Source organism: Vibrio sp. La 4.2.2 (genome assembly GCF_027586995.1).
Taxonomy (GTDB): Bacteria; Pseudomonadota; Gammaproteobacteria; order Enterobacterales; family Vibrionaceae; genus Vibrio; species Vibrio mediterranei.
In genome coordinates, this window is sequence record NZ_JAPPTJ010000017.1 from 38,526 (window position 1) to 59,991 (window position 21,466).

The window sequence follows — 21,466 nt, forward strand, 5'->3', positions numbered from 1 at the left end:
CAAATAGATAGCTAGTAATATTAGGCAGGGCAAACAAAATTGGGAGAAAAGAACGGCGAGTATGTAAACTCGCCGATATTAGGGTTTAGCGGTACTCATCATCCAGATCGATATCTAGACATCGAGTCTCAGACAAGGTTTTATACCATTGGCCGGATTTTTTCACCCGACGGTTGCGATTGTCTTCCAGATCAATCTCTACCAAGCCATAGCGGTTCTTGAAAGCATTCATAGGTGAGACATTGTCCGTGAACGCCCAAAGCATGTAGCCTCTACAGTTTGCGCCGTCTTCGATCGCTCTTAGCAAATGGAACAAGTGCCTTGAGATAAAATCAATACGGTAGTCATCTTGAATCTGGCCTTGTTCATCTTTGAACTCAGCTTCATTTTCAATGCCCATACCGTTTTCACTCAAGATCCACTCGATATTGCCGTACTCATTTTTAATGCGCATCGCCATATCATAAACAATAGCCGGATCGATCTCCCAACCTCGTGAGAAGTTCATTTCTCTACCCGGTAAGTCAAAGCCGCTAAAGTACTTTTTCGGATGAAACGGCACGTGCTTTGGCCATTCCGCTTCCGGCGCTTTCACTCTGTGTGGGTAATAGAGGTTGGCTCCAATAAAGTCCACAGTATTATGTTTGATGATCGCAAGGTCTTCTTCCGTTGGTGTGAAGTCAATGCCATTGCCTCTCAATAACGTTAACAACTCCGCCGGATATTCTCCTTTGATAGCCGGGTCCAAAAACACACGATTGTAGAACAAATCGTAGATTTCAGCCGCTCGCTTGTCATGCACCGCACTAGAACGTGGATAGGTCACTTCAGGGTTTAGCACCACGCCGATTTTTCCGTCGTAGCCTTGGTCACGATAAGCTTTAACGATTTTTGCCGTCGCTAAGTTTTTGGCATGATTCCACACCATCCACTTATTGGTATCTTGTTCGTACGGGTAACGAATCGCATCAAGATACACTCGGGTTTGCACCACGATAGGTTCATTGAAACTAAACCAATACTTCACCTTATGAGCGTAACGCTTGAACACTTCCTCCGCGTAGTGAACAAACATATCAACCACTTTAGGCGAGCTCCAGCCACCGTAATGTTCGAGCAAATAAGCGGGCAGCTCATAATGCTCCAAACAGAACATCGGCTCGATACCCTTGGCAAGCATGGTATCAATGACCTTATCAACGTAGCCTGCATACTCTTCATCTACAATCCCTTGCTCATAATCAAGCATAAAACGAGACCAGTTGATGGAGCTGCGGTAGTGGGTTAACCCCACCACCTGCATGAGGTCAATATCTTCAACATAACGGTTGTAGAAATCAGTCGCGACAGCTGGCCCATAGCCGTTATGCCAGACTTTTCGGTCATTCTTGTACCAAGCATCAATATAAGAATCTTGGCTATCTTTCTTACCACTCCAACCTTCGGTTTGCCATGCAGACGCTGCTGCACCAAGAATAAAACCTTCAGGAAACTTCATAGAGTATTGAGTCATTATGCGTCCTTAAGCTACCGCTTCTTTCGCTTCCGTTTTTTGCTCGCTTTCTAGATTATCGAGCTGCTCTTTGAACTGGTTCTCACACACTTTCACAAATGGTAGGTAGATGAGAATCGAGGTAACAATACAAGCGATCTGAGTCACCACTGCACCAAGTGAACCACCCGTCGCCAGCCATGAGCTCAGAATCGGTGGACAGGTCCAAGGAATCATCACCACAGCCTTACCTGCAAAACCAATCGCTGTTGCGTAGTAACCAATCATACCGGTAATTAGTGGTGTAATAATGAATGGAATCGCTAGAATCGGGTTTAGCATGATAGGCATACCAAACACCACTGGCTCGTTGATGTTGAATGCACCTGGACCGACAGAAAGCTTGGCAATCTCGCGCATATCTTTACGTTTCTTACATACTAAGAAGACTGCGACAAGTAGGCCAATCGTGACACCTGAACCACCGATACTCATGTAGATGTCCCAGAAAGGCATCGTAATGATGTTCGGAATTTCTTCACCGTTTTCATAAGCTGTCATATTTGCGGCAATCGCACCAAGCAGCAGCGGCTCACGTAGTGGCTTGATCATTTGGTTACCGTGAATACCCACTACCCAGAAAACCTGAGCTAGGAACATCAGTAGAAGCACACCAGGTAGACTTTGGATAGCACCTTCAAGCGGACGTTGAATCGCTGCATACGTTGCATCATAAAGCGTCATTCCCGAAATCTCGTAGAACGCAAAACCAAACGTAGCAATCGCAGTAACTGTGATGATAGACGGCAGCAATGCAGAGAACGAGTTCGCCACATTTGGTGGCACAGAATCAGGCATCTTGATTTGTAAAGCGTTAACTTTCAGAAGCTTGCTGTATACCTCAACCGATAGGATTGCGATAAACATACCCAAGAATAAGCCTTTAGTGTCGGTATATTGGCGAGCAATAACATTACTCACTTCAAACGCTTCACCTGCTACAACCACTTCATAGGTAGTTGGAATGACCGCTACGAAACAGATAACCGCAAGCAAACCCGAGTAAGCGTTAACTTGACCATTAAGCTTGCCAAGCTCAAGACCAATCATAAAGATGGCCCCGATGGTCAAGAAGTTCAGTGTCGCATAGTTTATTTGTCCCATGATTGGACGGTATTCAGCCAAAAAGGCAAATGTTTCAAAGGCAGCAAGACCTGACTGAGTACCCATAACCATGTTAGAAATCAGTACGCCAAACGCACCAACGATAATGACTGGCATCAGCATGACAAATGCTTGCTTGATAGCCATCACGTATTTCAAGCTGGTAAACCAGCCCGCCCAGTAATTGAGCTTTTCTGTAAACGCATTATTAAGCACGAGGTATCCCCTTCCATTCGTGTCGTTCATATTTGTTACGGGTAACATTACGGGTAACAAAACTAGAAAACAAAGAAAAATCCGGATAATTGTTAGCTTGAGCACGAAAAAAAGCCTAATTACTCATCAAATTTGAGCTAGATAACACTTTTGATAGATAACGTATTGCCGAATTGATAGTTACCCGTAACACTAGGAACAACAAAAAGCACAAATAAGTGTCAATAACAGGAGAAACAACGATGAAAATTCTATTGCTATGTTCGGCGGGAATGTCGACCTCTATCCTAGTAAGAAAAATGGAAGAAGCTGCTAAAAACCAATCTATTGACGCTGAAATATTGGCTGTGCCTATTGCTGAATTCGAAACTAAGCTAGCCGACTGGGATGTGTTCTTACTTGGTCCACAAGTGAAATTCCGCCAACAAGAATTTGCAGCCTTGGCGGCAGAGCAAGGCAAGAAAGTCCTAGCGATCAATCCTATGGATTACGGTGCAATGCGCGGTGAGAAAGTTCTGGCAACAGCCATTGAAGCACTCAGTGAAACAGCTTAAATAGGGGTATCAAATATGGATCTTGAGATCACCATCATGGGCTTAATCTGCAATGCAGGAGAAGCGAGAAGTCTATCCATGGAATCTATTAAAAGTGCCCGTAACGGACAGTTTGAACAAGCACAAAGCTACCTAGATCAAGCAGATGAAGCAATTCGTCAAGCTCATGTAGTTCAAACGGAATTAATAGGCGCCGATGAAGGTGAAGGTAAAATCCCGGTCACACTAGTGATGGTTCATGCTCAAGACCATTTGATGACCACCATACAAGCAATAGAAAGTGCTCGCGAAACAGTGCATCTGTATCAACGTCTCAACAAACTCGAACAGAGCGTTTTTAACAACGTTAGTATGGCTTAATTAATTTGCCGCAGCGTAAACAACAGTCCGATTGCGTTGCGGCAATATACTAATCAACAGCCTACCAAAAGCTCCCTTCAGTAATAGATACAATTACTAACACTTTTACCTTTTCTATTCGCCCATTTTGTGACCAGCATCCGGTATACTGCCCGCGAACCAGAAAGTCATCGCTTACACGTAAAGGTTATTCATTGGTTAAACGTTGGTATCGTCTATTTCTAGCACTTCTGATTACAGTTTGCACACATACTGTAAGCGCGGACGAGTATCTCACGCCCAATACTTCCAATCTCGCTAATACTGTTATCACCGTCGATCTTTCGACGACGCCATCTGATGATTTTAATGCCCCAGCAGATGATAGTGGGTCGATTCTTAATGATTACATGGGTCCACTGTTTCTTTCTTCATCCAGACGTGTCATTAGTGATAGTTGGGATGCCGACCAAAAAGCAGCGCCTGATTACCACCTATTAATTGCCTTCTTAGCACCTCCATTACTGGCGATCGCCACAAGAAGCACCTCACTTATTCCACCGCAACGTCATTGGACGAGTCGCACACAAAGCGCTCCCTCAAGAGTGGCAGGCTGGAAAGAAGCCAACACTTTGTACGCTCACAGACAGCCTCACTCAAACTAACTCTCAAGATCAAGTTCAGGACTACCTGAACGCTTCAACACGCGCAGCACATTAAGAGTAGCGACTTGCTGATGACTGAAATAAATGTCTTCACAGACTGATTTGGTTACGGCTTTCATCTCTTTCATGATGACCATGCGCTCATTTTGATCCGTTTTAGAGAGTTTCATTGTGAAAAAACCATCACGTCAACCAATCAACCGCTACGCCAAGTGGAAGTACGTGGTACTTATATTCAGCTTGCTCGTCATGCTGTTAAGTGCTCTACCTTCTTTGTATGGTGAAAATGCCGCCCTTCATATCAACCATCGAGGGCAAATTTCTGATGCGAGTCAAATCGCTCAATACCTTGAACATGCCAACATCACCCCCACTAGCATTGAACAAGATGGTGATAAAACCATCGTGATTCTAAAAAGCCCCAAACAACAAGCTGCAGCGCAAACACTGCTAAAACAGTACTTAGATGAATCCACAACCGTCGCACTAGCGATGGAGCCAGCAGCTCCTCAATGGTTACTAAAATCAGGTTTTTCGCCTATCGCTCTGGGCCTTGATTTGAGAGGCGGCGTCCAATTTTTATTGGAAGTCGATATGGAGCCCGTCTATCAAGCACACCGACAAATGGTTATCGATGAGTTCTCTTCGGAGTTTCGAACTAGCCGAGGTCGAATCACGGGCGATAGCGTTCAGCTCAATTTGTTTGGTGGAACTTCTACCGCAAAAGCACGAGCCTTTTTACGTCAGCAGTTTCCTAACTGGCACACGTCAATCCAAGACAACACGATTCGCCTCTTATTGACAGATGAAGAGAAAAGCACTCTGCGCAACCTGACGGTTCAGCAAAACTTGCAGATCATGCGAGAGCGTATTGCCGAGCTTGGCATTACCGAAGCCTCGGTACAACGACAAGGTGAGAATCGCATTCGCATAGAATTACCCGGAGTTCAGGATCCTGCAGCGGCTAAAGACGTTATCGGTGCAACAGCTTCGTTAGCCTTTCATGCAGTCACAGATGGTCGAGGAAACCGCACCCAAATTCTACCAGACAATGACGGAATCCCAGTTAATTTGGAGCGCCGCGCCATTCTTGGCGGAGAGCATATTATCGATGCGCGCGCGGGTGTCGGTGATATGGGAACCGCTGAAGTTAACATTTCGCTCGATACATCGGGTGGCCGAAAAATGTCTCAGTTTACCCGAAGCAATATTGGTAACCCGATGGCGACGGTCTACAGCGAGTACAGCCGCAATGCTGCGGGCGATAGCGAACAGCTCAGTAAGGTGATCAGTATTGCCACCATTCAGTCACAGTTGGGTAGCCGTTTTCGTATTACTGGTGTTGGCACCATGCAAGACGCACAAGAGCTAGCACTTTTACTAAGGGCTGGTTCACTCACAGCCCCAGTTACCATTATTGAGGAACGAACCATCGGTCCTTCACTGGGTGCTGAAAACGTCAAAAATGGCTTTGCTGCATTAGCGCTAGGATTAGGCCTAACACTAACTTTCATTGCACTTTGGTATCGACGCTTAGGCTGGGTCGCAAATGTTGCCTTGCTCGCCAACATGATGAGCTTATTTGGGTTAATTGCGCTGCTTCCCGGAGCTGTACTTACCTTACCTGGTATTGCAGGTATGGTGCTGACCGTCGGTATGGCAGTGGATGCCAATGTACTCATTTTTGAACGCATCAAAGATAAAATGCGCGAAGGGCGAACGCTAGCTCAGAGCATTGAAAAAGGGTTTAGCAGTGCCTTTCGTTCTATTTTCGATGCCAACCTCACCACTATGATTGTCGCCATTGCACTGTATGCCATTGGTAATGGTCCCGTTCAGGGCTTTGCTATCACACTAGGGCTTGGTCTATTAACCAGTATGTTTACCGGCGTGTTCTTATCGCGCGCCATCATCAATCTTGTTTGGGGGCGTGATCAGCGCCGAGAAGTGAGGATTTAGATATGACTCTTTCACAACATTCTCTTAGCCGAGTTCGCTTTAGCATGTCGGCAATTTCTGCGCTGCTTTTTGCTTTAGCCGTCGCTTTTATCAGTTTTAAAGGTTTTAACTGGGGGTTGGATTTTACTGGCGGTCTCGTGGCTGAAGTACGCTTAGACGCATCGATTGTCGCAACGGAGCTCAAAGCGTCACTTGATAACGCCTTGATGCAAGATGTCCAAGTGGTGAGCTCGACAGAGCCCGGCCGTTGGATCTTACGCTATAACCAACTCGATGATGTGGTGTTGTCCTTAACTCCAGCATTAAAGTCCATCAGCACATCCGTAGAGATCCTAAATAGCAGCATGGTAGGCCCTCAAGTCGGCCAAGATATGGTTGAGCAAGGTGGCGTGGCAATACTAGCTTGTTTTGTGTTGACCATGCTTTATCTAAGCTACCGCTTTGAATGGCGACTCGCTCTAGGCGCATTAGTGGCGCTGGTTCACGACATTGTTATCGTACTCGGTCTGTTTGCCGTCACCCAGATGGAGTTCAATCTCACCATACTCGCCGCTGTACTTGCAGTGCTTGGTTACTCTTTGAATGACTCCATCATTATCGCTGATAGAGCCCGCGAGCTATTCAAAGCAAAGCCAAACGAGTCAGCGGATGCACTTATCAATAACTCGGTACGTGCCACTTTCTCGAGAACTCTTATTACCTCAGGCACCACATTGGTAACCGTTTCTAGTTTGTGGTTGCTAGGAGGACCTGCGTTAGAAGGCTTCGCTATTGCATTGTGTGTGGGTATTGCCTGTGGGACATGGTCGTCAATTTCACTTGGAGTCACCTTACCTCAAATAATGGGTGTCCGACCTGAACACTACAGAGTGGCAACACCGAAGCCAGAGGAGGCAATGCCATGACGCAGTTCTTGAAGCAGGAATTCGTACTGCTACTTGGCATCATTACCGTTGTATTGTTTAAATTTGCTGGTGACACTATCTTGCAGGCTCAAATGAGCTCAACTATCGGTATGGTACTTACCACGGCTCTGTTCGCAGTGGTCATGGCTTCAATATTTGCCGTGGTTCGCCATTCTGATGCTTTAGCCATCAAGTTAGGTGACCCCTATGGAACATTAATTCTGACCCTCTCAGTCATCCTCTTGGAAGTAGTGATGATTTCTTCTGTCATGTTGACGGGAGAAGCCAACTCCGTTTTGGCAAGAGATACTATGTTTGCAGTTGTGATGGCCGTCCTCAATGGTTTAGTAGGTATCACATTACTCATCGGCGGGCTGAAATACCACACACAGAAGTACAACCTTGATGGTCTGAAATCTTACCTCGTCGCCATCATTCCTTTATCGTTGCTGTGTTTGGTGCTACCTAATTTCACTAGCGTCACGGAATCAGGGGCAATGTCTAAAGCGCTCACCATCACGCTAGTCTTGGCTTCAGTGGTGTTATACAGCGTATTTCTGTTTATTCAGACGCGCAGCCACACCCATTTTTTCATGGATGAAGACCACCAGGATAACCACGATTTTCATGGCCCTCTAGAGAGTAACTTTTACCACTCTCTATTACTTGTAGGTTACTTAATCGTGGTGATTCTGCTGGCTAAAAGTCTGGCTATCCCTATCGAAGGTACCGTCAGCTTACTTGGTGCGCCACCAGCACTGGGTGGTCTCATCGTCGCTATCTTGATACTTGCGCCTGAAGCAGTCGGGGCTGTTAAAGCCGCTTTAAACAATCAACTGCAGCGCGCGATGAACTTGTTCTTTGGCTCCGTACTGGCAACTATCGCACTCACCGTACCGGCTGTCCTTCTAATATCTGAAGTCATACAGCAACCAATTCAACTGGGCTTGGTACCCGCTGAAATGGTCTTGCTCGCGACCACACTTATGATGACCGCCGTCAGCTTTAGTAGTGGCAGAACCAACTCCTTAAACGGCATGGCCCACCTCATTTTGTTCTTTGCTTACATCATCTTGATGTTTGAGTGATGTACTTAACTGACCATTAAGGATTTTTATCATGCAAGAAATATTCGTTGCTATTTGGCACCATGATTTCGACACTCTGGCTCAAGTAAGCTCACTCAATAGCTTTCTCTTGTTGCTTGCGTTTATTTTATTACTCGAATCCAGCTTCGTTTTCTTACCACTGCCGGGAGACAGTCTAGTACTGTTTGTCGGCGGATTAGTTGGAGTAGGAATTTTGGAGTTTTATCCCGCAGCTGGAGCACTCTGTTTAGCCGCGTCATTGGGAAGCATTAATGCCTATATTCAAGGACGAGTTTTAAACCAAACTCGGCTTGTGCCTTTTTTGCACCGCGTGTTACCCAATGATTCACTCCCTAAGGCCAAACACTTACTGAGTCGCTATGGATTCTTATCTTTATTCATCTCCAGATTTGTCCCATTTGTAAGAGTCTTGACACCGATGCTTATGGGATTATCGAAGCTGAATTTCATGCGAACTCTATTTATCAGCATGAGCAGTTCTGTTATTTGGTGCTTGATCCTTATGCTCTCTGGTAAATGGTTGATGATTCATCCAAGACTTAATGACTACCAAGAACTACTTTCTAAATCGTTGGTGATAGTCAGTTTGTGCCTAATGGCGGGAGCGATTGTTGGTTTGTTGTACCGCTACTTACGCTCTAGCAAAAACAATATCGCCACTTAAGAATAGCGCCATGATGCCGCCGCTATTGGCTTAGATAGCAGCGGCGGATTTCTAGTATCAAGGTAGGGGCACTATAGTGACCACTTGAGTTGCTTCCACCCTTGCTTTTCACCTAATGCTTTTAGTGCTGGACATGGATTGACCAAATAAGCGTAATCAGCAAACTCGCACAAAGGTCGATCGTTAATGGAGTCGGTATAAAAATGAATCTCGGTATAGCTGTTATCTTGCGCAGATAACCATTGCGCGAGTTTTGCCACTTTGCCCTCTCGATAGGTCGCAATGCCTTTTATCTTGGAGGTGAAACTGTTCTGTTTGAGTTCTAAATCAATACCCATCGCTACATCAATCCCAAGACGCTTAGCTATCGCTTCAACTAAAAAGCTAACGGAGGCCGAAATAATAATAGTTTGGATATCGTCACGCTTTAGATCTGCAAGCAAAGTCTGCGCTTGTGGAAAGAGGCGGGACAGGATTTTTTCATCGATGCACTGTTCTACCCATTGCTGTACTCTCTCAGTAGGAACGTGGGTCAACGGTGCAATAGAAAACTCGAGGTAATCTTCCATATCCATCTTCCCTTCCGCATACAACGCCATTAGCCGTTTATCTTGGTCAAGGAAATCAGGTTGCATGGCAATGCCTTGCTCTACCAAAAACTCATTCCACAGCACGGCGCAGTCAGCATCAAACAAGGTTTCATCCATGTCGAATACATATAGGGGTTTAGACATTTTCGGCTCTCACAGGTTGAATTTCGTTAAGGTTAAATAGCAGTTCTAATTGGCTGCCTGTTGCGAGTAATCGCTCCGAAGAACGGTTAAGAAGATCCACCGTCAACTCACAGTCATCAATGTCGACTTGATAGCGAATAACATTACCGAGCAACTGATGGTTTTTAATCACGCCTGTTCGCGGCGCAGAGATATGGTTAGCGTACTCGCGTCCTTGTTCTTTGACATAAATCGACTCCGGACGAATCGCGACTTTCGAGTTCACATCCATATCAAATAACGATTTTGCTTTATCTGCTACCACCAAATTGTAATGCCCCATAAAGCCTGCCACGAACTCATTTACCGGATGGGTATAGATGGCTTCGGGTGCACCTTGCTGAACAATCTCGCCCTTATTCATCAAGAAAATCCGGTCTGACATAATCATCGCTTCCTCTTGATCGTGAGTGACAAAGATAGTGGTCAGATTAAGCTCTTTTTGAATAGAACGAATTTGTTGCCTAAGGCTCTTACGAATTTTAGCATCCAGCGCAGACAGAGGTTCATCCAACAAGAGAATTCTTGGTTTGACGACCAGAGCACGAGCCAATGCCACGCGCTGTCTTTGACCGCCTGAAAGCTGATGTGGATAGTGGTTTTCTTTACCCTGCAGTTCCACCAGCTCGACGACTTTTGCAACTTCACGCTGTATTTCGGCTTTACCCAAACTTTGCATCTTAAGTCCAAAAGCGATATTGCCCGCCACCGTCATATTCGGAAACAGAGCATAGGACTGAAATACCATGCCGATACCACGTTGCTGAGGCGCGGCATGGGTAATATCTACTCCATCGACAATGATCTGCCCACCTTCTACTGGGTTCAGACCTGCGAGACTGCGTAGCAATGTCGACTTACCACAACCGCTGGGGCCAAGTAAGGTAATGAACTCACCTTTCTGGATGGTAAATTCGATGTCTTCAAACACCGTGTTGCTGCCAAATCGTTTGGTAAGATGATTGACGGATACGTAACTCATGATTTGCCCTTCTGTTGATTACTGCTAAAACGGCTGGCAAGCCATGTCAGTAGGAAGATAAAGAAAAAGTAAGTCATCACTAACGCCGAGGTGAAGTGACCACTGGTTTGACGCATGTTGTAAAGATAGATTTGTAGTGTTTCGTAGCGAGTTCCCACCAAAATATTGGCGAACACAAACTCACCGAGTAAAAACGAGAACGATAGAAATAACGACGCCAGCAATCCTTTCTTCAAATTCGGAACGATGATCAAGAGAAATGCTTTTGTGGTGCTCGCTCCTAGCAGGTGCGCCGCGTCCATCAAATCGTTGAGGTTAATGGCCTCAAAGCTGTTCGAGATTGCTCGATACATAAAAGGCAGCGCGATGGTGAAATAGGTTCCGATAAGGATCCATGGAGTCCCAACCAAAGGAATGGCGCTATCGGCGTAGATTTGAAGCAAACCTACCGATGACACCACAGGAGGTACCGCAAATGGCAGCAAAATCAGTACATTCATTAGCTTGTCGAGCTTTGGAAAGTAGTAAAACACCACAAAGATCGCTGGAAGGATTAATACCACGCTAAGTGCAAGTGCCGCAAAGCACACCAGTAATGAACGCCCAAAGGCGGCGAGAAAGCGAGAATCCGTCAGTAGTTGAACATACCAATTTAAGGTAAACCCATCTGGTAATATGGTCGCCCCCCAACTTGACGACAACGAGTAAACCAAAGTAGCGACGATTGGAATCAGCATGATACCAACAATTCCGTAGACAACGGTTTTGTGATAGTAAATGCTCACATTGCTATTTCGATGCATGATAACTCCTCGACAATAGCCACTGATTGATGATGGTGATAAAGGCTAGAATGGCCATGAGAATCACCGAGATTGCTGCAGCAAGGTTCGGTTCTAAGAACAAATCTCCAGACACCAAACTCGCAATTCGTACCGTAATCACGTTGTAGTTACCGGTTGTTAGTGCGTAGACGCTCGCATACGCGCCCATGGCATTGGCGATGAGAATAATGAAGGTGCCAAGTAGAGCTGGTGATAACACCGGAAGTGCTATTTGAGTCCAATATTGATGCGTTTTGGCACCGAGCAACGCAGATGCCGACTGCCAATCATCTTGCAGCGCATCAAAAGCAGGATAGAGCAACAACACGCCAAGCGGGATCTGGAAATAGATATAAATAACCAGTAATCCCCACTTGCCATACAAGTTGAAACCTTCAATCAACCCATACTGCTTCAGCAGTAGCGTGACTGCACCGTTAACCCCTAAAATAATAATGAACGCAAATGCCAACGGCACACCGGCGAAGTTGCTGCTCATATTGGTAAAAGCAATCACACCATCACGAAGCTTGCTGTCCACTCGGCGCAGTGATGACACCAACAATGCTGCGATAGCCAGCCCAATGACACTCGACCAAATCGATAGCCAAATACTGTTGCTAAAGGCCTGCATCATAAAACTCGAATCGAAGACCTCTGAGTAGTTCTCAAACGAAAACACGCCATCATATTGAAAACTATTGAAGAAGACCCAAACCATAGGAGCAAGCTGAAACAGGTAGAAAAACAGCACAAATGGCGCAAGCCAAAGTACAGGCTTGAACTTGTTCCACAGTGATTGTTTTCTGCTTATTCGCTGCTCATCTGGACAAGTAGGTGTTAGTGCTGCGCCACTCATAATGCAATCAATTCCGGTGAGTAAGGCTTGCGATGTTCCAGCCCAAGCAACTGACAACAGACGCCACAAAGCTCCGTTTGCTTCACATCTGTTGCGGCATGGGTAAACTGCTCACCAATAACAAACAACGGCACTTCGCGCTCTTCAGGCAAAATACCACCATGCGACAAGTCATTATTCATACCGTGGTCACTGGTGATCATCACTTGATAGCCCGCTTCCACCCACGTCGTAAGGTAGTTAGATAGGAAAATATCGGCGGCTCTCGCACTGTTTCGATACTGCCTAGAGTCGAGACCATGCTTATGCCCAGTATTGTCGATATTCATAGGATGTATCAGCAAAAAGTCGGGGTGATATTTCTGCCTCAAGGATTCGGCATCAAGGAACAGGGCTTCATCAGGATAATGATCCCAATGATAGAAACGACCATATTGAATGTTCAACGATTCATCGTCAGTGAATCTATCGCGCACTGCATCATAAGGCGCACGGTTGTAGAGCTCACTAACCCAATGATAAGCCGCGGCCGCGGTCACTTTACCCTGAGACTTCGCCAAGCTGAATACCGATTCTTGATTCGACAAGCGAACGATTTCATTGTTTACGATGCCACTTATGACAGGAGGAACTCCGGTCAAAATACACTCATAAAGTGGTCTGGACATAGAAGGGAGTTCGCATTGAATGGGATACAACGTCGCTTTTTGTTGCTCGATTAAGCCATTCAAGTAGCCCATGCAATCACGGGCTACTTGATAATTGAGACCATCGAGGACAACAAGGATAACCTTATTGCTCATACTTACCTCTGTATAAAAGTCTCAAATTACTGTTGGTGAATCAGTACGTTTTCTTGCCACTGGCGAGGCAGGCGACGCGCTGACTTTTCCCAAGCTTTAAAGTCTGTGACAGGATGAACGTTACCGTATTGGTCGTTAGCAATCAGTTTAGCTTGTACCGATTCAGGCAACTTAACGTTGGAACGAATTGGACGCGCATAACCTTCAGCTAGGTTGATCTGCCCTCGGTCACTAAAGATGTGTTCACGAGCTAATTTTGCAGCGTTAGGGTTTTTCGCATACTTGTTGATAATCGTGGTGTAACCGGAGATCACCGAGCCATCTTGCGGGATATTGACGCTAAAGCGTGAGCGGTTAATTTGGTCACGATAATTAAGCGCATTGAAATCCCAAAGGATTGCCACTTCTACTTCACCTTTCTCAAGGTTGGCAATACTAGGGTCAGTGAATGATAGACGCCCTTGCTTGGCAAGCTTAGAGAAAAACTCAATCGCTGGGCCAAGGTTAGACTCATCGCCACCGTTAGCGAAAGCTGCCGCCAAAACGGCATTATTAGCCTGCGCTGCCACACCCACATCGCCGACCGTCACTTTGTAGTCGCCCTCAAGAAGGTCTTGCCAAGTTTTTGGGGCATCTTTGACCAAGTTGTTGTTTGAGATAAACGCGATAGTCCCTGTATACGCCAGTGCCCAGTGGCCGTCTTTATCTTTGGCCCAATCAGGAATTTCGTCCCATGTGGTAGGCTTATACGGTTGCGTTACGCCCTTTTGAACCGCCACTCGAGCGAACGCAAAGCCGACATCACCAATATCTGCTGTCGCATTTTTCTTTTCAGCTTCAAACTTAGCAATTTCCTGTGCCGAGCTCATATCCGTATCTTGGTGCTTAAGTCCATAATCAGACTTAAGGTCATTCCAAGTATCTTTCCAGTTTGCCCAACTATCAGGCATACCCACACTGTAAACCGCACCTTCCTGCTTCGCCGCTTCTGTAAGAGCAGTGACGCTATCGTTAGCAAAAGCAGTGGAAGAAATCGCAGTGGCAATAAGTGTCACAGCACTGAGTTTTGCGGTGATACTTGCACGGTTAAGCAAAGTTTTCATTGTCTCTATCCCTCTGGACTAGGTCAGTAAGTTCACTTTTTATGCTATTTGGGGAATGTGACAATTTATGCGCCTGTATTTGACGTTTTTATTGAGGTTAGATGGCAGTTATACGTCAAATTTATTAAAGCCAGTGACTGATAAGTCAGTTTCTGTTGTCATGAAACTGTTACTCGCCTGTCGTATCTTGTTCATGCCGATGAATCATGGACTAGATCACTCAATGCCAATCCAAACAACACAGCTCAGTAAAATAAAGACGACTATTCGAGAACAAATCCAAAGTAATATCATGATTGCAGGCCAGAAACTGCCATCCGAACGAGACCTTAGCGACCTGTTTTCTACTACGCGTATTACCATTAAAGATGCGCTGACTTCACTAGAAACTGAAGGATTGATTTATCGAGAGGAACGTCGAGGTTGGTTTGTCTCTCCAGAACGTATTCGCTATAACCCATTGTCGCGCAGTCACTTTCATCAGATGATCCGCGAACAGCACCGTATCGCCGAAACTAAGCTAGTCAGTGTAAGAAGTGAAATGGCGAGCGGAATGTACGCCAAGGCATTGGCCGTAGATACCTTTACACCCATCCATATTATTGAACGCTTAAGGTATATCGATGGTCGGGTCGTGCTGTTTGTAGAGAACTGCCTGATCGCTGCCCTGTTCCCAAAGATACTGGAAGAGAACCTGACACTATCGCTCACTAAGTGCTACCAAGAGAAATACCAATTCCATACCCAACGTTCACACTTCGACGTCATCCCTACGTCCGCTCCAAGTCATGTGGCACAAGCCCTTAACTTGGTGGAGGGACAACCCGTTGTCAAAATTTGCCGCGTGAACTTTAACCAATATGGGGTATTAATGGATTGTGAGTTTGAGTATTGGCGACCAGATGCCATGATGATTTGTATTGATAGCGAGTCGCAATGATCAAGAGAAGCGCTTTCGATATTGCGAAGGAGAAACACCTTGTAAACGTGAAAAGGCATGCGTAAAAGTGCTTTGTCCTGAAAAGCCTGTTAACTCAGCGACTTGACCAAGGTTTAAGTTGCCTTGCTCAATTAAGCGTTTTGCGGCATCGACACGTTTGTTCAATACATATTGATGAGGAGTAATACCGATTTGCTCTTTAAATAGCATATGAAATTGGCTTTCGCCTAAAAATACGCTTCCAGCTAATTGAGCCACAGAGATCTTATGACACAGGTGCTGTTCAATGTAACGATCGATCTGTTCAAGATCGAATCGTGAGTCACGAAGTGATGTTTTAAGATCCGAGATATGGCGTTGCAATAATGCTACGACCGTGTCATTGCATGCACGACTTAACAGCAAATCATCAGGGCTGCTTTTCATTTCCGCCACTAACATTTGTATCAGCTTTTGAATTTGGATATCCAACTGAAAATAAGTCTTGGATTGAGATAACTCGTTGATTCGTTGAAGAAGTACCGGATCGTCATTGTTAGGGAGAGGCATATTCAACACGAGAATATCTGGCTGATCAATCACACCTCCGAAAGCATGATCAAGGCCTGACGTTACCACGCACCCTTGCCCCGGGCCGACGAGGTTACCGACACCACCTACATCAAACTCAGATTTCCCCTTCAACCCAATCACAACTTGGGTGTATTGGTGCTCGTGTGAGTCCATATGAGAGGGTAACCGAACGATTTCTGCTGGTTTTGGGGAAGCATGATCAAGGATGTCATTGTTTCGTGTCACCATGTTTCCGGCCATCTTGTAAAATGAGATTCGATCCGCCGAGTATACCCATTTCAATAGCAATTGGAAAAAGTAATCGCCACCAAGCTTGTGATAACGGGCACGGAGTGATGATTTTGTATCCCGCTTAGAACTGCGAAAAAGGATCCTTACTTGATCAAGCTTCCGGAACCATGATCATGAAGCGATAAGTTACGGTGGTTGTAATTTGTGCGATATAGATGATAGAGACATAAAAAAAGCTGCGAAAACCGCAGCTTAGAAACAATATTTGCACTAATGGTTACGGAGCGAGTCGCTCTGCATCCCATTGACCTTGACCGTCTTTACTAAATAAGAAGCGATCATGAAGTCGGTGTTCACCACCTTGCCAGAATTCAATCGATTCAGGGCGAATGCGATAACCACCCCAGAATGAAGGTACAGGAATTTCACCTTTAGCAAATTTCTGCTTCAACTCTAGGAACTTACCTTCAAGTACGCCACGAGTTGAAATACGACTACTTTGCTTACTTGCGATAGCAGCAAGTTGGCTTTCTTTGGGACGAGAGGTGAAATACTTCATGTTTTCCATTGCCGTCAATTTCTCAGCGACACCCGTAATATGCACTTGTCGTTCTAATGGATGCCAAGGAAAGTGTAAGCTTACTTTACTGTTGTGCTCTATATGTTGAGCTTTACGACTACCCAAGTTGGTGTAAAAAACGAAGCCTTCACTATCCACATTTTTCAATAACACGATGCGTTGAAACGGCATTCCGCGTTCATCAACCGTCGCCACTGTCATTGCCGTAGGATCGGTCAATTTAGCGTCGACAGCTTGTTGCAACCAAAGATTAAATTGAACAATAGGATCGCTATTCAAGTCCTTTCGACGTAACCCCCCTTGAGAATACTCTCGGCGGATATCTTCAATTCCCATAACCACTCCTCACGTTTTTCTTGAATTCTGCGCTCTAAACTACTAGAAAACAACCCGCTAACGGTATCTTATTATCGATTTTTGAATCCAATCTCCTAGTTTGTATTCGAGCTTATGACACACGCAGCCATAACAGACAAATTTTCGATAATTCATTACTTTATAAACAAGAATCCACTGCTAAACTTCTAAATACGTTGAAAACATACCGATAGATGCAATTCTTGAAATATTAGATTGTTGATAAATATGCAGGATAGATCGACTCTTTGTTGTTGAAAAGGTTACATTTCATTAACGATGGTAATAAAATCATATTATTAGATAAATCCTAGCCATCTGGATTCCGAGTTGAACATGGATAAAAAAGAATACAAAAAGGTCTCTGACGCTGAACTCGACTACATCGATGACAAAACCGCGGCCTTACTCCTTAATACCCCCACCAGTGCTCGGATTATGCTGTGGGTTATGGTGCTCTTTTTTATTAGTGCGGCAGTGTGGGCATCTTGGGCTGAAATAGACAAAGTGACGGTCGGGCAAGGCAAAGTCATTCCTTCATCACAAGTACAAGTGATCCAGAACCTCGAAGGTGGCCTTGTTAAAGAAATTTTGGTGAAAGAAGGTGACACGGTCAAGAAAGGTCAGCAACTTCTGCTTATTGACGATACGCGTTTCCGCTCAGATTACCGCGAACGAGAGCAACAAGTTCTCAATTTGACCGCCAACGTCCTACAACTCTCAGCCTCCTTAACCAGTGTGGTCATCAATGAAGATGTCAAAGATAAAGAATGGCAAAAGTCGGTGACCCTGGATTTCAACAAACTCGCGTTCCCACCTACTTTTGAAGAAGAGAACAAAGCGCTGGTTGCCAGACAACGCGCTGAATACCGTCAGGACCTCAACAAGCTACGCAATGAGCTTTCCGTTATTGATCAACAAGTTCGTCAAAAACAACAAGATCTGATAGAAATCCAAGCGCGAGTCCATAACCTCAGAGAAGGCTATAACCTTGCACGTGATGAACTGAATATCACCAAGCCTCTTGCCGATGAGGGAGTTGTTCCTAAAGTCGAATTATTAAAGCTTCAGCGTCAGGTCAATGACACTCGACGTGAGTTAACCTCCACAGAACTGAAAGTCCCAGCTTTAAAATCTGCTATTCAAGAGTCCATGCTAAGCCGCATTGATATTGCACAGAAGTTCCGTTCAGAACAGCAAGAAAAGCTCAATCAAGCTCAAGATAAGCTCTCTTCTATGACTGAGTCAGCCGTAGGGTTGGAAGATCGTGTAAACCGTACTGTTGTGGTCTCTCCTGTTAACGGCACCGTTAAGACACTGAACGTCAATACTGTAGGCGGCGTTATTCAACCTGGAATGGATATCGTAGAGATAGTGCCAACGGAAGACACTTTGTTAGTGGAAGCCAAAATAGCACCACAGGATATTGCTTTCCTAAGACCCGATCTTCATGCCATCGTCAAATTCAGTGCGTATGACTTCACCAAATACGGCGGATTAGATGGCACCTTGGAGCATATCAGTGCCGATACGACTCAAGACGAAGAAGGAAATAGCTTCTATATCGTAAGAGTAAGAACTGACAAAACCAATTTTGGACACGATGAGCAGTTACCGATCATTCCAGGTATGACAGCGTCCGTGGACATTATTACAGGCAAGAGAACGGTTCTGGATTATCTACTCAAGCCAATACTAAGTGCGCAAAACAACGCACTGAAAGAATAAAGGAATGTAGTGTTACGGATTGAGCGGACAGGAAGTCTGCAAACTAAGTTCAAAACCGCACTGTTGGTATGCGGGGTAATCACAGCTATTTCTTTGGCTGGATATAGTGACGCCTATACCAAGCAAGAGCAGCGTTGGATAAGCACCGTAGCAAAAACGTATGGACCTCGAGCCGGTAAACGAGTCGAAACTTGGCGCACTGTTATCGAAGATTTACAGGGTAAATCAGAGAAAGAGCAACTTGCTGGAGTGAATCAGTTTTTCAATCAACTCAACTTTGTCGACGACATACATTTATGGGGTAAGAAAGACTACTGGGCCACACCACTAGAATTTTTGGGCAGTAATGCAGGGGATTGTGAAGACTTTACTATTGCTAAGTACTTTTCACTGCTTGAGCTCGGTATTCCCGACAAAAAACTGAGGCTTGTGTACGTCAAAGCCATCGAATTGAACCAATTTCACATGGTACTCGCCTACTACGAGACACCGCGTTCACAGCCGCTGATTTTGGATAACCTGATTGGTGAGATCAAACCCGCTTCTAAGCGAGGCGATTTGCTACCGATCTACAGCTTTAATGGTCGCAACTTGTGGACCATGAAAACAACCCAGGGCAAATTAGCCGGAAAGTCGTCGAGACTGAAATTATGGAATGATTTGCGAAGCCGAGAGCGTTCATTGACGTTAAGGAAACCTAAGGTAAATTACGACGAGTAAACAATTATGACACTATACAGACAGCTAGTGGTCGGCATGATAGCAGTATTCATTATGCTATTGACGTCGGTGTTTATCATCGAGTTCAACACGACTAAAAACTTCCTAGAGTAGCAACAACGCTCAGAGGTAAACAACACGATTAACACCGTGGGGTTAGCCTTAGCACCTTACTTGAAAACACAAGACAAGGTTGCGGTTGAATCTGTGATTAATGCGCTATTTGATGGCAGTACTTATTCGACAGTAAAACTCGTTTTCCTAGAGACCGATGAAGAGATTGTCCGCAGCTATCCAATCAAACCCAACGGAGTACCAGATTGGTTTACCAACCTGAACCTATTTACGCCCATTCATGATTCCCGCGTGGTTACTAGCGGTTGGTTGCAATTGGCTGAAGTAGAAATCATCAGTCATCCCGGTGAAGCTTACGCTCAGCTTTGGCAAGCGTTTGAGCGCCTTGCTGGAGCATTCGTTGTTATCTTTACCTTAGGTTTGTTATCTATAGCCTTTATCCTGAGACGAGCTCTCACGCCACTTAGAGCTATCGTAAACAAAATGGAACAGGTAGCGAATAAGCAGTTTGGTGAACCTTTGCTTCGTCCCAATACGAAAGACTTGATCGCCGTCGTTGATGGTATAAACAGCATGTCCGCGCATGTTGAAGAGTCGTTCAAACAACAAGCGAAAGAAGCACAGAAGCTCCGTGAACGCGCTTATATGGATCCAGTCTCTCAACTTGGTAACCGCGCCTTCTTTATGGGCCAGTTAAATCAATGGCTTTCAGAGTCTTCGCTAGGCGGTGTGGCTATCTTACACGCTGAGTTCATTAAACAAACCTACAAAGCTGATGGCTACGAGGCTGGCGATGGATTAGTGAGAGAGCTGTCTGATCTCTTATCGATGACCATCAATATTCCCAACACCGTCATTGCCCGTATATCAACCGATGAGTTCGGTTTTGTATTCCCGAACATTGATGAAAGCGAATTGAAGTTCGCGGCAAATAGCATCATTACTTGTATTCAAGATCTAAACGCCGATCCTACAGGTCTGAGCAAAGCTAACGCATCGCTAGGTGTTGTCTTTAACGAAGAGCGTAAAAACTCAACACAAATGCTCTCCGTGCTCGATAACGCACTGACCAAAGCGAAATCTAATCCGGAAATCGATTATGGTTATATCTCGAGTGAGCATACTGGCGTCATCATGGGTAAACAGCAATGGCGTTCACTGGTAGAAGAAGCGATCAGCGACGATGCAGTGACCTTTAGATTCCAAGCGGCAAACAGCAGTGGTGGTGAGACGTATCACCGAGAGGTGTTCTCTGCCATCGAAATGAATGGCGAACGCTATACAGCCAATCAATACCTACTTGCTCTAGAGCAGCTTGATGCCAGCCATATCTTTGATGAGCACGTTATCATGTCGGTGATTAACAAGCTTGAGCGAGAAGAAATGTCTGATTCAATAGCGATTAACATCACCCCAACTAGTATCGCTCAACCAAGCTTCATTCGCTGGATTAGCCAAGTGCTCGCCAAGCATCGTGACATTAACGACAAACTACACTTTGAGATCCCAGAAAGCTGCTTTATCAATAATCCGCACCATACTGCGCTCTTCTGTAACGCTATTCGCAATGAAGGTGCCAAGTTCGGTGTGGATAACTATGGTCGGAACTTCCAATCACTGGAGTACCTCAACGAGTTCAGACCAGATTATGTGAAACTGGATTATCTCTATACCCACCAGCTTGACGATGAAAAACAGAAATTTACGCTAACATCGATTTCGAGAACGGCGCACAATTTGGGTATTAAAACTATTGCCTCACGAGTGGAAACACAAACTCAGCTCGACTTCTTGTCTGAGCACTTTGTGGATGTATTCCAAGGCTTTATCGTGGACAAATAATAGGTGCAG

The 21,466-nt window shown here is 45.2% G+C and carries 21 protein-coding genes and 1 pseudogene; 11 read left to right on the top strand and 11 right to left on the bottom strand.

Features of this window, described 5'->3' with window-relative positions; genetic code table 11:
* Positions 1–85: 85 nt before the first annotated feature.
* Together OH456_RS24440 and OH456_RS24445 are read right to left on the bottom strand one after the other, a co-directional pair.
* The gene (locus OH456_RS24440; protein ID WP_270034383.1) at positions 86–1,513 is read right to left on the bottom strand and encodes a glycoside hydrolase family 1 protein; all 1,428 of its coding nucleotides are present in this window, start codon (positions 1,511–1,513) and stop codon (positions 86–88) included.
* 9 nt (positions 1,514–1,522) lie between these two features.
* Positions 1,523–2,872, bottom strand: coding sequence for a PTS sugar transporter subunit IIC (locus OH456_RS24445; protein WP_038227650.1), 1,350 nt, complete (start codon positions 2,870–2,872; stop codon positions 1,523–1,525).
* A 242-nt stretch (positions 2,873–3,114) separates the two neighbouring features.
* Here OH456_RS24445 and OH456_RS24450 point away from each other — a divergent pair, with 242 nt between their 5' ends.
* The 3 genes from OH456_RS24450 (at position 3,115) to OH456_RS24460 (ending at position 4,430) form a co-directional block, all read left to right on the top strand.
* The gene (locus OH456_RS24450; RefSeq protein ID WP_006069685.1) at positions 3,115–3,426 is read left to right on the top strand and encodes a PTS sugar transporter subunit IIB; all 312 of its coding nucleotides are present in this window, start codon (positions 3,115–3,117) and stop codon (positions 3,424–3,426) included.
* A 15-nt stretch (positions 3,427–3,441) separates the two neighbouring features.
* Positions 3,442–3,786, top strand: a complete 345-nt coding sequence (locus OH456_RS24455; RefSeq protein WP_006069686.1) for a PTS lactose/cellobiose transporter subunit IIA — start codon at positions 3,442–3,444, stop codon at positions 3,784–3,786.
* A gap of 194 nt (positions 3,787–3,980) precedes the next feature.
* On the top strand, positions 3,981–4,430 hold the full coding sequence (locus OH456_RS24460; protein ID WP_051647390.1) for a hypothetical protein: 450 nt from the start codon (positions 3,981–3,983) through the stop codon (positions 4,428–4,430).
* Here OH456_RS24460 and OH456_RS24465 read toward each other — a convergent pair.
* Positions 4,427–4,600 (bottom strand): hypothetical protein, encoded by a 174-nt coding sequence (locus tag OH456_RS24465; RefSeq protein WP_006069688.1) that lies wholly within the window; start codon positions 4,598–4,600, stop codon positions 4,427–4,429. The genes OH456_RS24460 and OH456_RS24465 overlap by 4 nt on opposite strands.
* On the opposite strand from OH456_RS24465, the gene secD reads away from it, so the two are divergent.
* From secD to OH456_RS24485, 4 genes are read left to right on the top strand one after another with little or no spacing between them, the layout of a single operon-like run.
* The gene (gene secD, locus OH456_RS24470; RefSeq protein WP_198559387.1) at positions 4,599–6,389 is read left to right on the top strand and encodes a protein translocase subunit SecD; all 1,791 of its coding nucleotides are present in this window, start codon (positions 4,599–4,601) and stop codon (positions 6,387–6,389) included. The two genes, OH456_RS24465 and secD, sit on opposite strands and share 2 nt — an antisense overlap.
* 2 nt (positions 6,390–6,391) lie before the next feature.
* Positions 6,392–7,294, top strand: coding sequence for a protein translocase subunit SecF (secF, locus tag OH456_RS24475; RefSeq protein WP_270034385.1), 903 nt, complete (start codon positions 6,392–6,394; stop codon positions 7,292–7,294).
* Positions 7,291–8,382 carry a calcium:proton antiporter gene (locus OH456_RS24480; protein ID WP_270034386.1) on the top strand — a complete coding sequence of 364 codons (1,092 nt, stop codon included), beginning with the start codon at positions 7,291–7,293 and terminating at the stop codon, positions 8,380–8,382. The genes secF and OH456_RS24480 overlap by 4 nt, the downstream gene beginning before the upstream one ends.
* Before the next feature lie 31 nt (positions 8,383–8,413).
* The gene (locus OH456_RS24485) at positions 8,414–9,067 is read left to right on the top strand and encodes a DedA family protein (RefSeq protein ID WP_006069692.1); all 654 of its coding nucleotides are present in this window, start codon (positions 8,414–8,416) and stop codon (positions 9,065–9,067) included.
* 71 nt (positions 9,068–9,138) lie between these two features.
* On the opposite strand, the gene OH456_RS24490 is transcribed toward OH456_RS24485, so the two are convergent.
* From OH456_RS24490 to OH456_RS24515, 6 genes are read right to left on the bottom strand one after another with little or no spacing between them, the layout of a single operon-like run.
* On the bottom strand, positions 9,139–9,801 hold the full coding sequence (locus OH456_RS24490; RefSeq protein WP_031494703.1) for an HAD family hydrolase: 663 nt from the start codon (positions 9,799–9,801) through the stop codon (positions 9,139–9,141).
* On the bottom strand, positions 9,794–10,822 hold the full coding sequence (locus tag OH456_RS24495) for an ABC transporter ATP-binding protein (RefSeq protein WP_270034387.1): 1,029 nt from the start codon (positions 10,820–10,822) through the stop codon (positions 9,794–9,796). The genes OH456_RS24490 and OH456_RS24495 overlap by 8 nt, the downstream gene beginning before the upstream one ends.
* On the bottom strand, positions 10,819–11,625 hold the full coding sequence (locus tag OH456_RS24500; RefSeq protein WP_006069695.1) for an ABC transporter permease: 807 nt from the start codon (positions 11,623–11,625) through the stop codon (positions 10,819–10,821). Before OH456_RS24500 ends, OH456_RS24495 begins: the two co-directional genes overlap by 4 nt.
* A complete protein-coding gene (locus OH456_RS24505; protein WP_270034388.1) occupies positions 11,612–12,505 on the bottom strand; it encodes an ABC transporter permease in 894 nt (297 codons plus the stop codon). Before OH456_RS24505 ends, OH456_RS24500 begins: the two co-directional genes overlap by 14 nt.
* Positions 12,502–13,308, bottom strand: a complete 807-nt coding sequence (locus tag OH456_RS24510; RefSeq protein WP_096443740.1) for an alkaline phosphatase family protein — start codon at positions 13,306–13,308, stop codon at positions 12,502–12,504. Before OH456_RS24510 ends, OH456_RS24505 begins: the two co-directional genes overlap by 4 nt.
* Before the next feature lie 26 nt (positions 13,309–13,334).
* On the bottom strand, positions 13,335–14,411 hold the full coding sequence (locus OH456_RS24515) for an ABC transporter substrate-binding protein (RefSeq protein WP_270034390.1): 1,077 nt from the start codon (positions 14,409–14,411) through the stop codon (positions 13,335–13,337).
* 223 nt (positions 14,412–14,634) lie between these two features.
* Here OH456_RS24515 and OH456_RS24520 point away from each other — a divergent pair, with 223 nt between their 5' ends.
* Complete coding sequence (locus tag OH456_RS24520) at positions 14,635–15,351, top strand: UTRA domain-containing protein (protein ID WP_270034392.1); 717 nt, start codon at positions 14,635–14,637, stop codon at positions 15,349–15,351.
* On the opposite strand, the gene OH456_RS24525 is transcribed toward OH456_RS24520, so the two are convergent.
* Positions 15,352–16,152, bottom strand: coding sequence for a helix-turn-helix domain-containing protein (locus OH456_RS24525; RefSeq protein ID WP_006069700.1), 801 nt, complete (start codon positions 16,150–16,152; stop codon positions 15,352–15,354).
* Between the two features lie 280 nt (positions 16,153–16,432).
* The gene (gene pdxH / locus OH456_RS24530; protein WP_006069701.1) at positions 16,433–17,071 is read right to left on the bottom strand and encodes a pyridoxamine 5'-phosphate oxidase; all 639 of its coding nucleotides are present in this window, start codon (positions 17,069–17,071) and stop codon (positions 16,433–16,435) included.
* Between the two features lie 357 nt (positions 17,072–17,428).
* On the opposite strand from pdxH, the gene OH456_RS24535 reads away from it, so the two are divergent.
* The 3 genes and pseudogenes from OH456_RS24535 (at position 17,429) to OH456_RS24545 (ending at position 21,457) form a co-directional block, all read left to right on the top strand.
* Positions 17,429–18,820 (top strand): HlyD family type I secretion periplasmic adaptor subunit, encoded by a 1,392-nt coding sequence (locus tag OH456_RS24535; protein ID WP_006069702.1) that lies wholly within the window; start codon positions 17,429–17,431, stop codon positions 18,818–18,820.
* 60 nt (positions 18,821–18,880) lie between these two features.
* Positions 18,881–19,540: a transglutaminase-like cysteine peptidase gene (locus OH456_RS24540; protein ID WP_031494761.1), complete on the top strand. Its 660-nt coding sequence runs from the start codon at positions 18,881–18,883 to the stop codon at positions 19,538–19,540.
* Positions 19,541–19,546: 6 nt separating this feature from the next.
* Positions 19,547–21,457 (top strand): annotated as a pseudogene (locus tag OH456_RS24545) (bifunctional diguanylate cyclase/phosphodiesterase).
* The last annotated feature ends 9 nt before the right edge of the window (positions 21,458–21,466 follow it).

Bases quoted from the DNA above. Each gene is read 5' to 3' on its own strand.
- secF (WP_270034385.1), top strand. From the start codon at position 6,392: ATGACTCTTTCACAACATTCTCTTAGCCGAGTTCGCTTTAGCATGTCG.
- OH456_RS24485 (WP_006069692.1), top strand. From the start codon at position 8,414: ATGCAAGAAATATTCGTTGCTATTTGGCACCATGATTTCGACACTCTG.
- OH456_RS24440 (WP_270034383.1), bottom strand. From the start codon at position 1,513: ATGACTCAATACTCTATGAAGTTTCCTGAAGGTTTTATTCTTGGTGCA.
- OH456_RS24520 (WP_270034392.1), top strand. From the start codon at position 14,635: ATGCCAATCCAAACAACACAGCTCAGTAAAATAAAGACGACTATTCGA.
- OH456_RS24450 (WP_006069685.1), top strand. From the start codon at position 3,115: ATGAAAATTCTATTGCTATGTTCGGCGGGAATGTCGACCTCTATCCTA.
- pdxH (WP_006069701.1), bottom strand. From the start codon at position 17,071: ATGGGAATTGAAGATATCCGCCGAGAGTATTCTCAAGGGGGGTTACGT.
- OH456_RS24490 (WP_031494703.1), bottom strand. From the start codon at position 9,801: ATGTCTAAACCCCTATATGTATTCGACATGGATGAAACCTTGTTTGAT.
- OH456_RS24515 (WP_270034390.1), bottom strand. From the start codon at position 14,411: ATGAAAACTTTGCTTAACCGTGCAAGTATCACCGCAAAACTCAGTGCT.
- OH456_RS24455 (WP_006069686.1), top strand. From the start codon at position 3,442: ATGGATCTTGAGATCACCATCATGGGCTTAATCTGCAATGCAGGAGAA.
- OH456_RS24500 (WP_006069695.1), bottom strand. From the start codon at position 11,625: ATGCATCGAAATAGCAATGTGAGCATTTACTATCACAAAACCGTTGTC.
- OH456_RS24495 (WP_270034387.1), bottom strand. From the start codon at position 10,822: ATGAGTTACGTATCCGTCAATCATCTTACCAAACGATTTGGCAGCAAC.
- OH456_RS24525 (WP_006069700.1), bottom strand. From the start codon at position 16,152: ATGGTGACACGAAACAATGACATCCTTGATCATGCTTCCCCAAAACCA.
- OH456_RS24535 (WP_006069702.1), top strand. From the start codon at position 17,429: ATGGATAAAAAAGAATACAAAAAGGTCTCTGACGCTGAACTCGACTAC.
- OH456_RS24510 (WP_096443740.1), bottom strand. From the start codon at position 13,308: ATGAGCAATAAGGTTATCCTTGTTGTCCTCGATGGTCTCAATTATCAA.
- OH456_RS24505 (WP_270034388.1), bottom strand. From the start codon at position 12,505: ATGAGTGGCGCAGCACTAACACCTACTTGTCCAGATGAGCAGCGAATA.
- OH456_RS24465 (WP_006069688.1), bottom strand. From the start codon at position 4,600: ATGAAACTCTCTAAAACGGATCAAAATGAGCGCATGGTCATCATGAAA.
- OH456_RS24480 (WP_270034386.1), top strand. From the start codon at position 7,291: ATGACGCAGTTCTTGAAGCAGGAATTCGTACTGCTACTTGGCATCATT.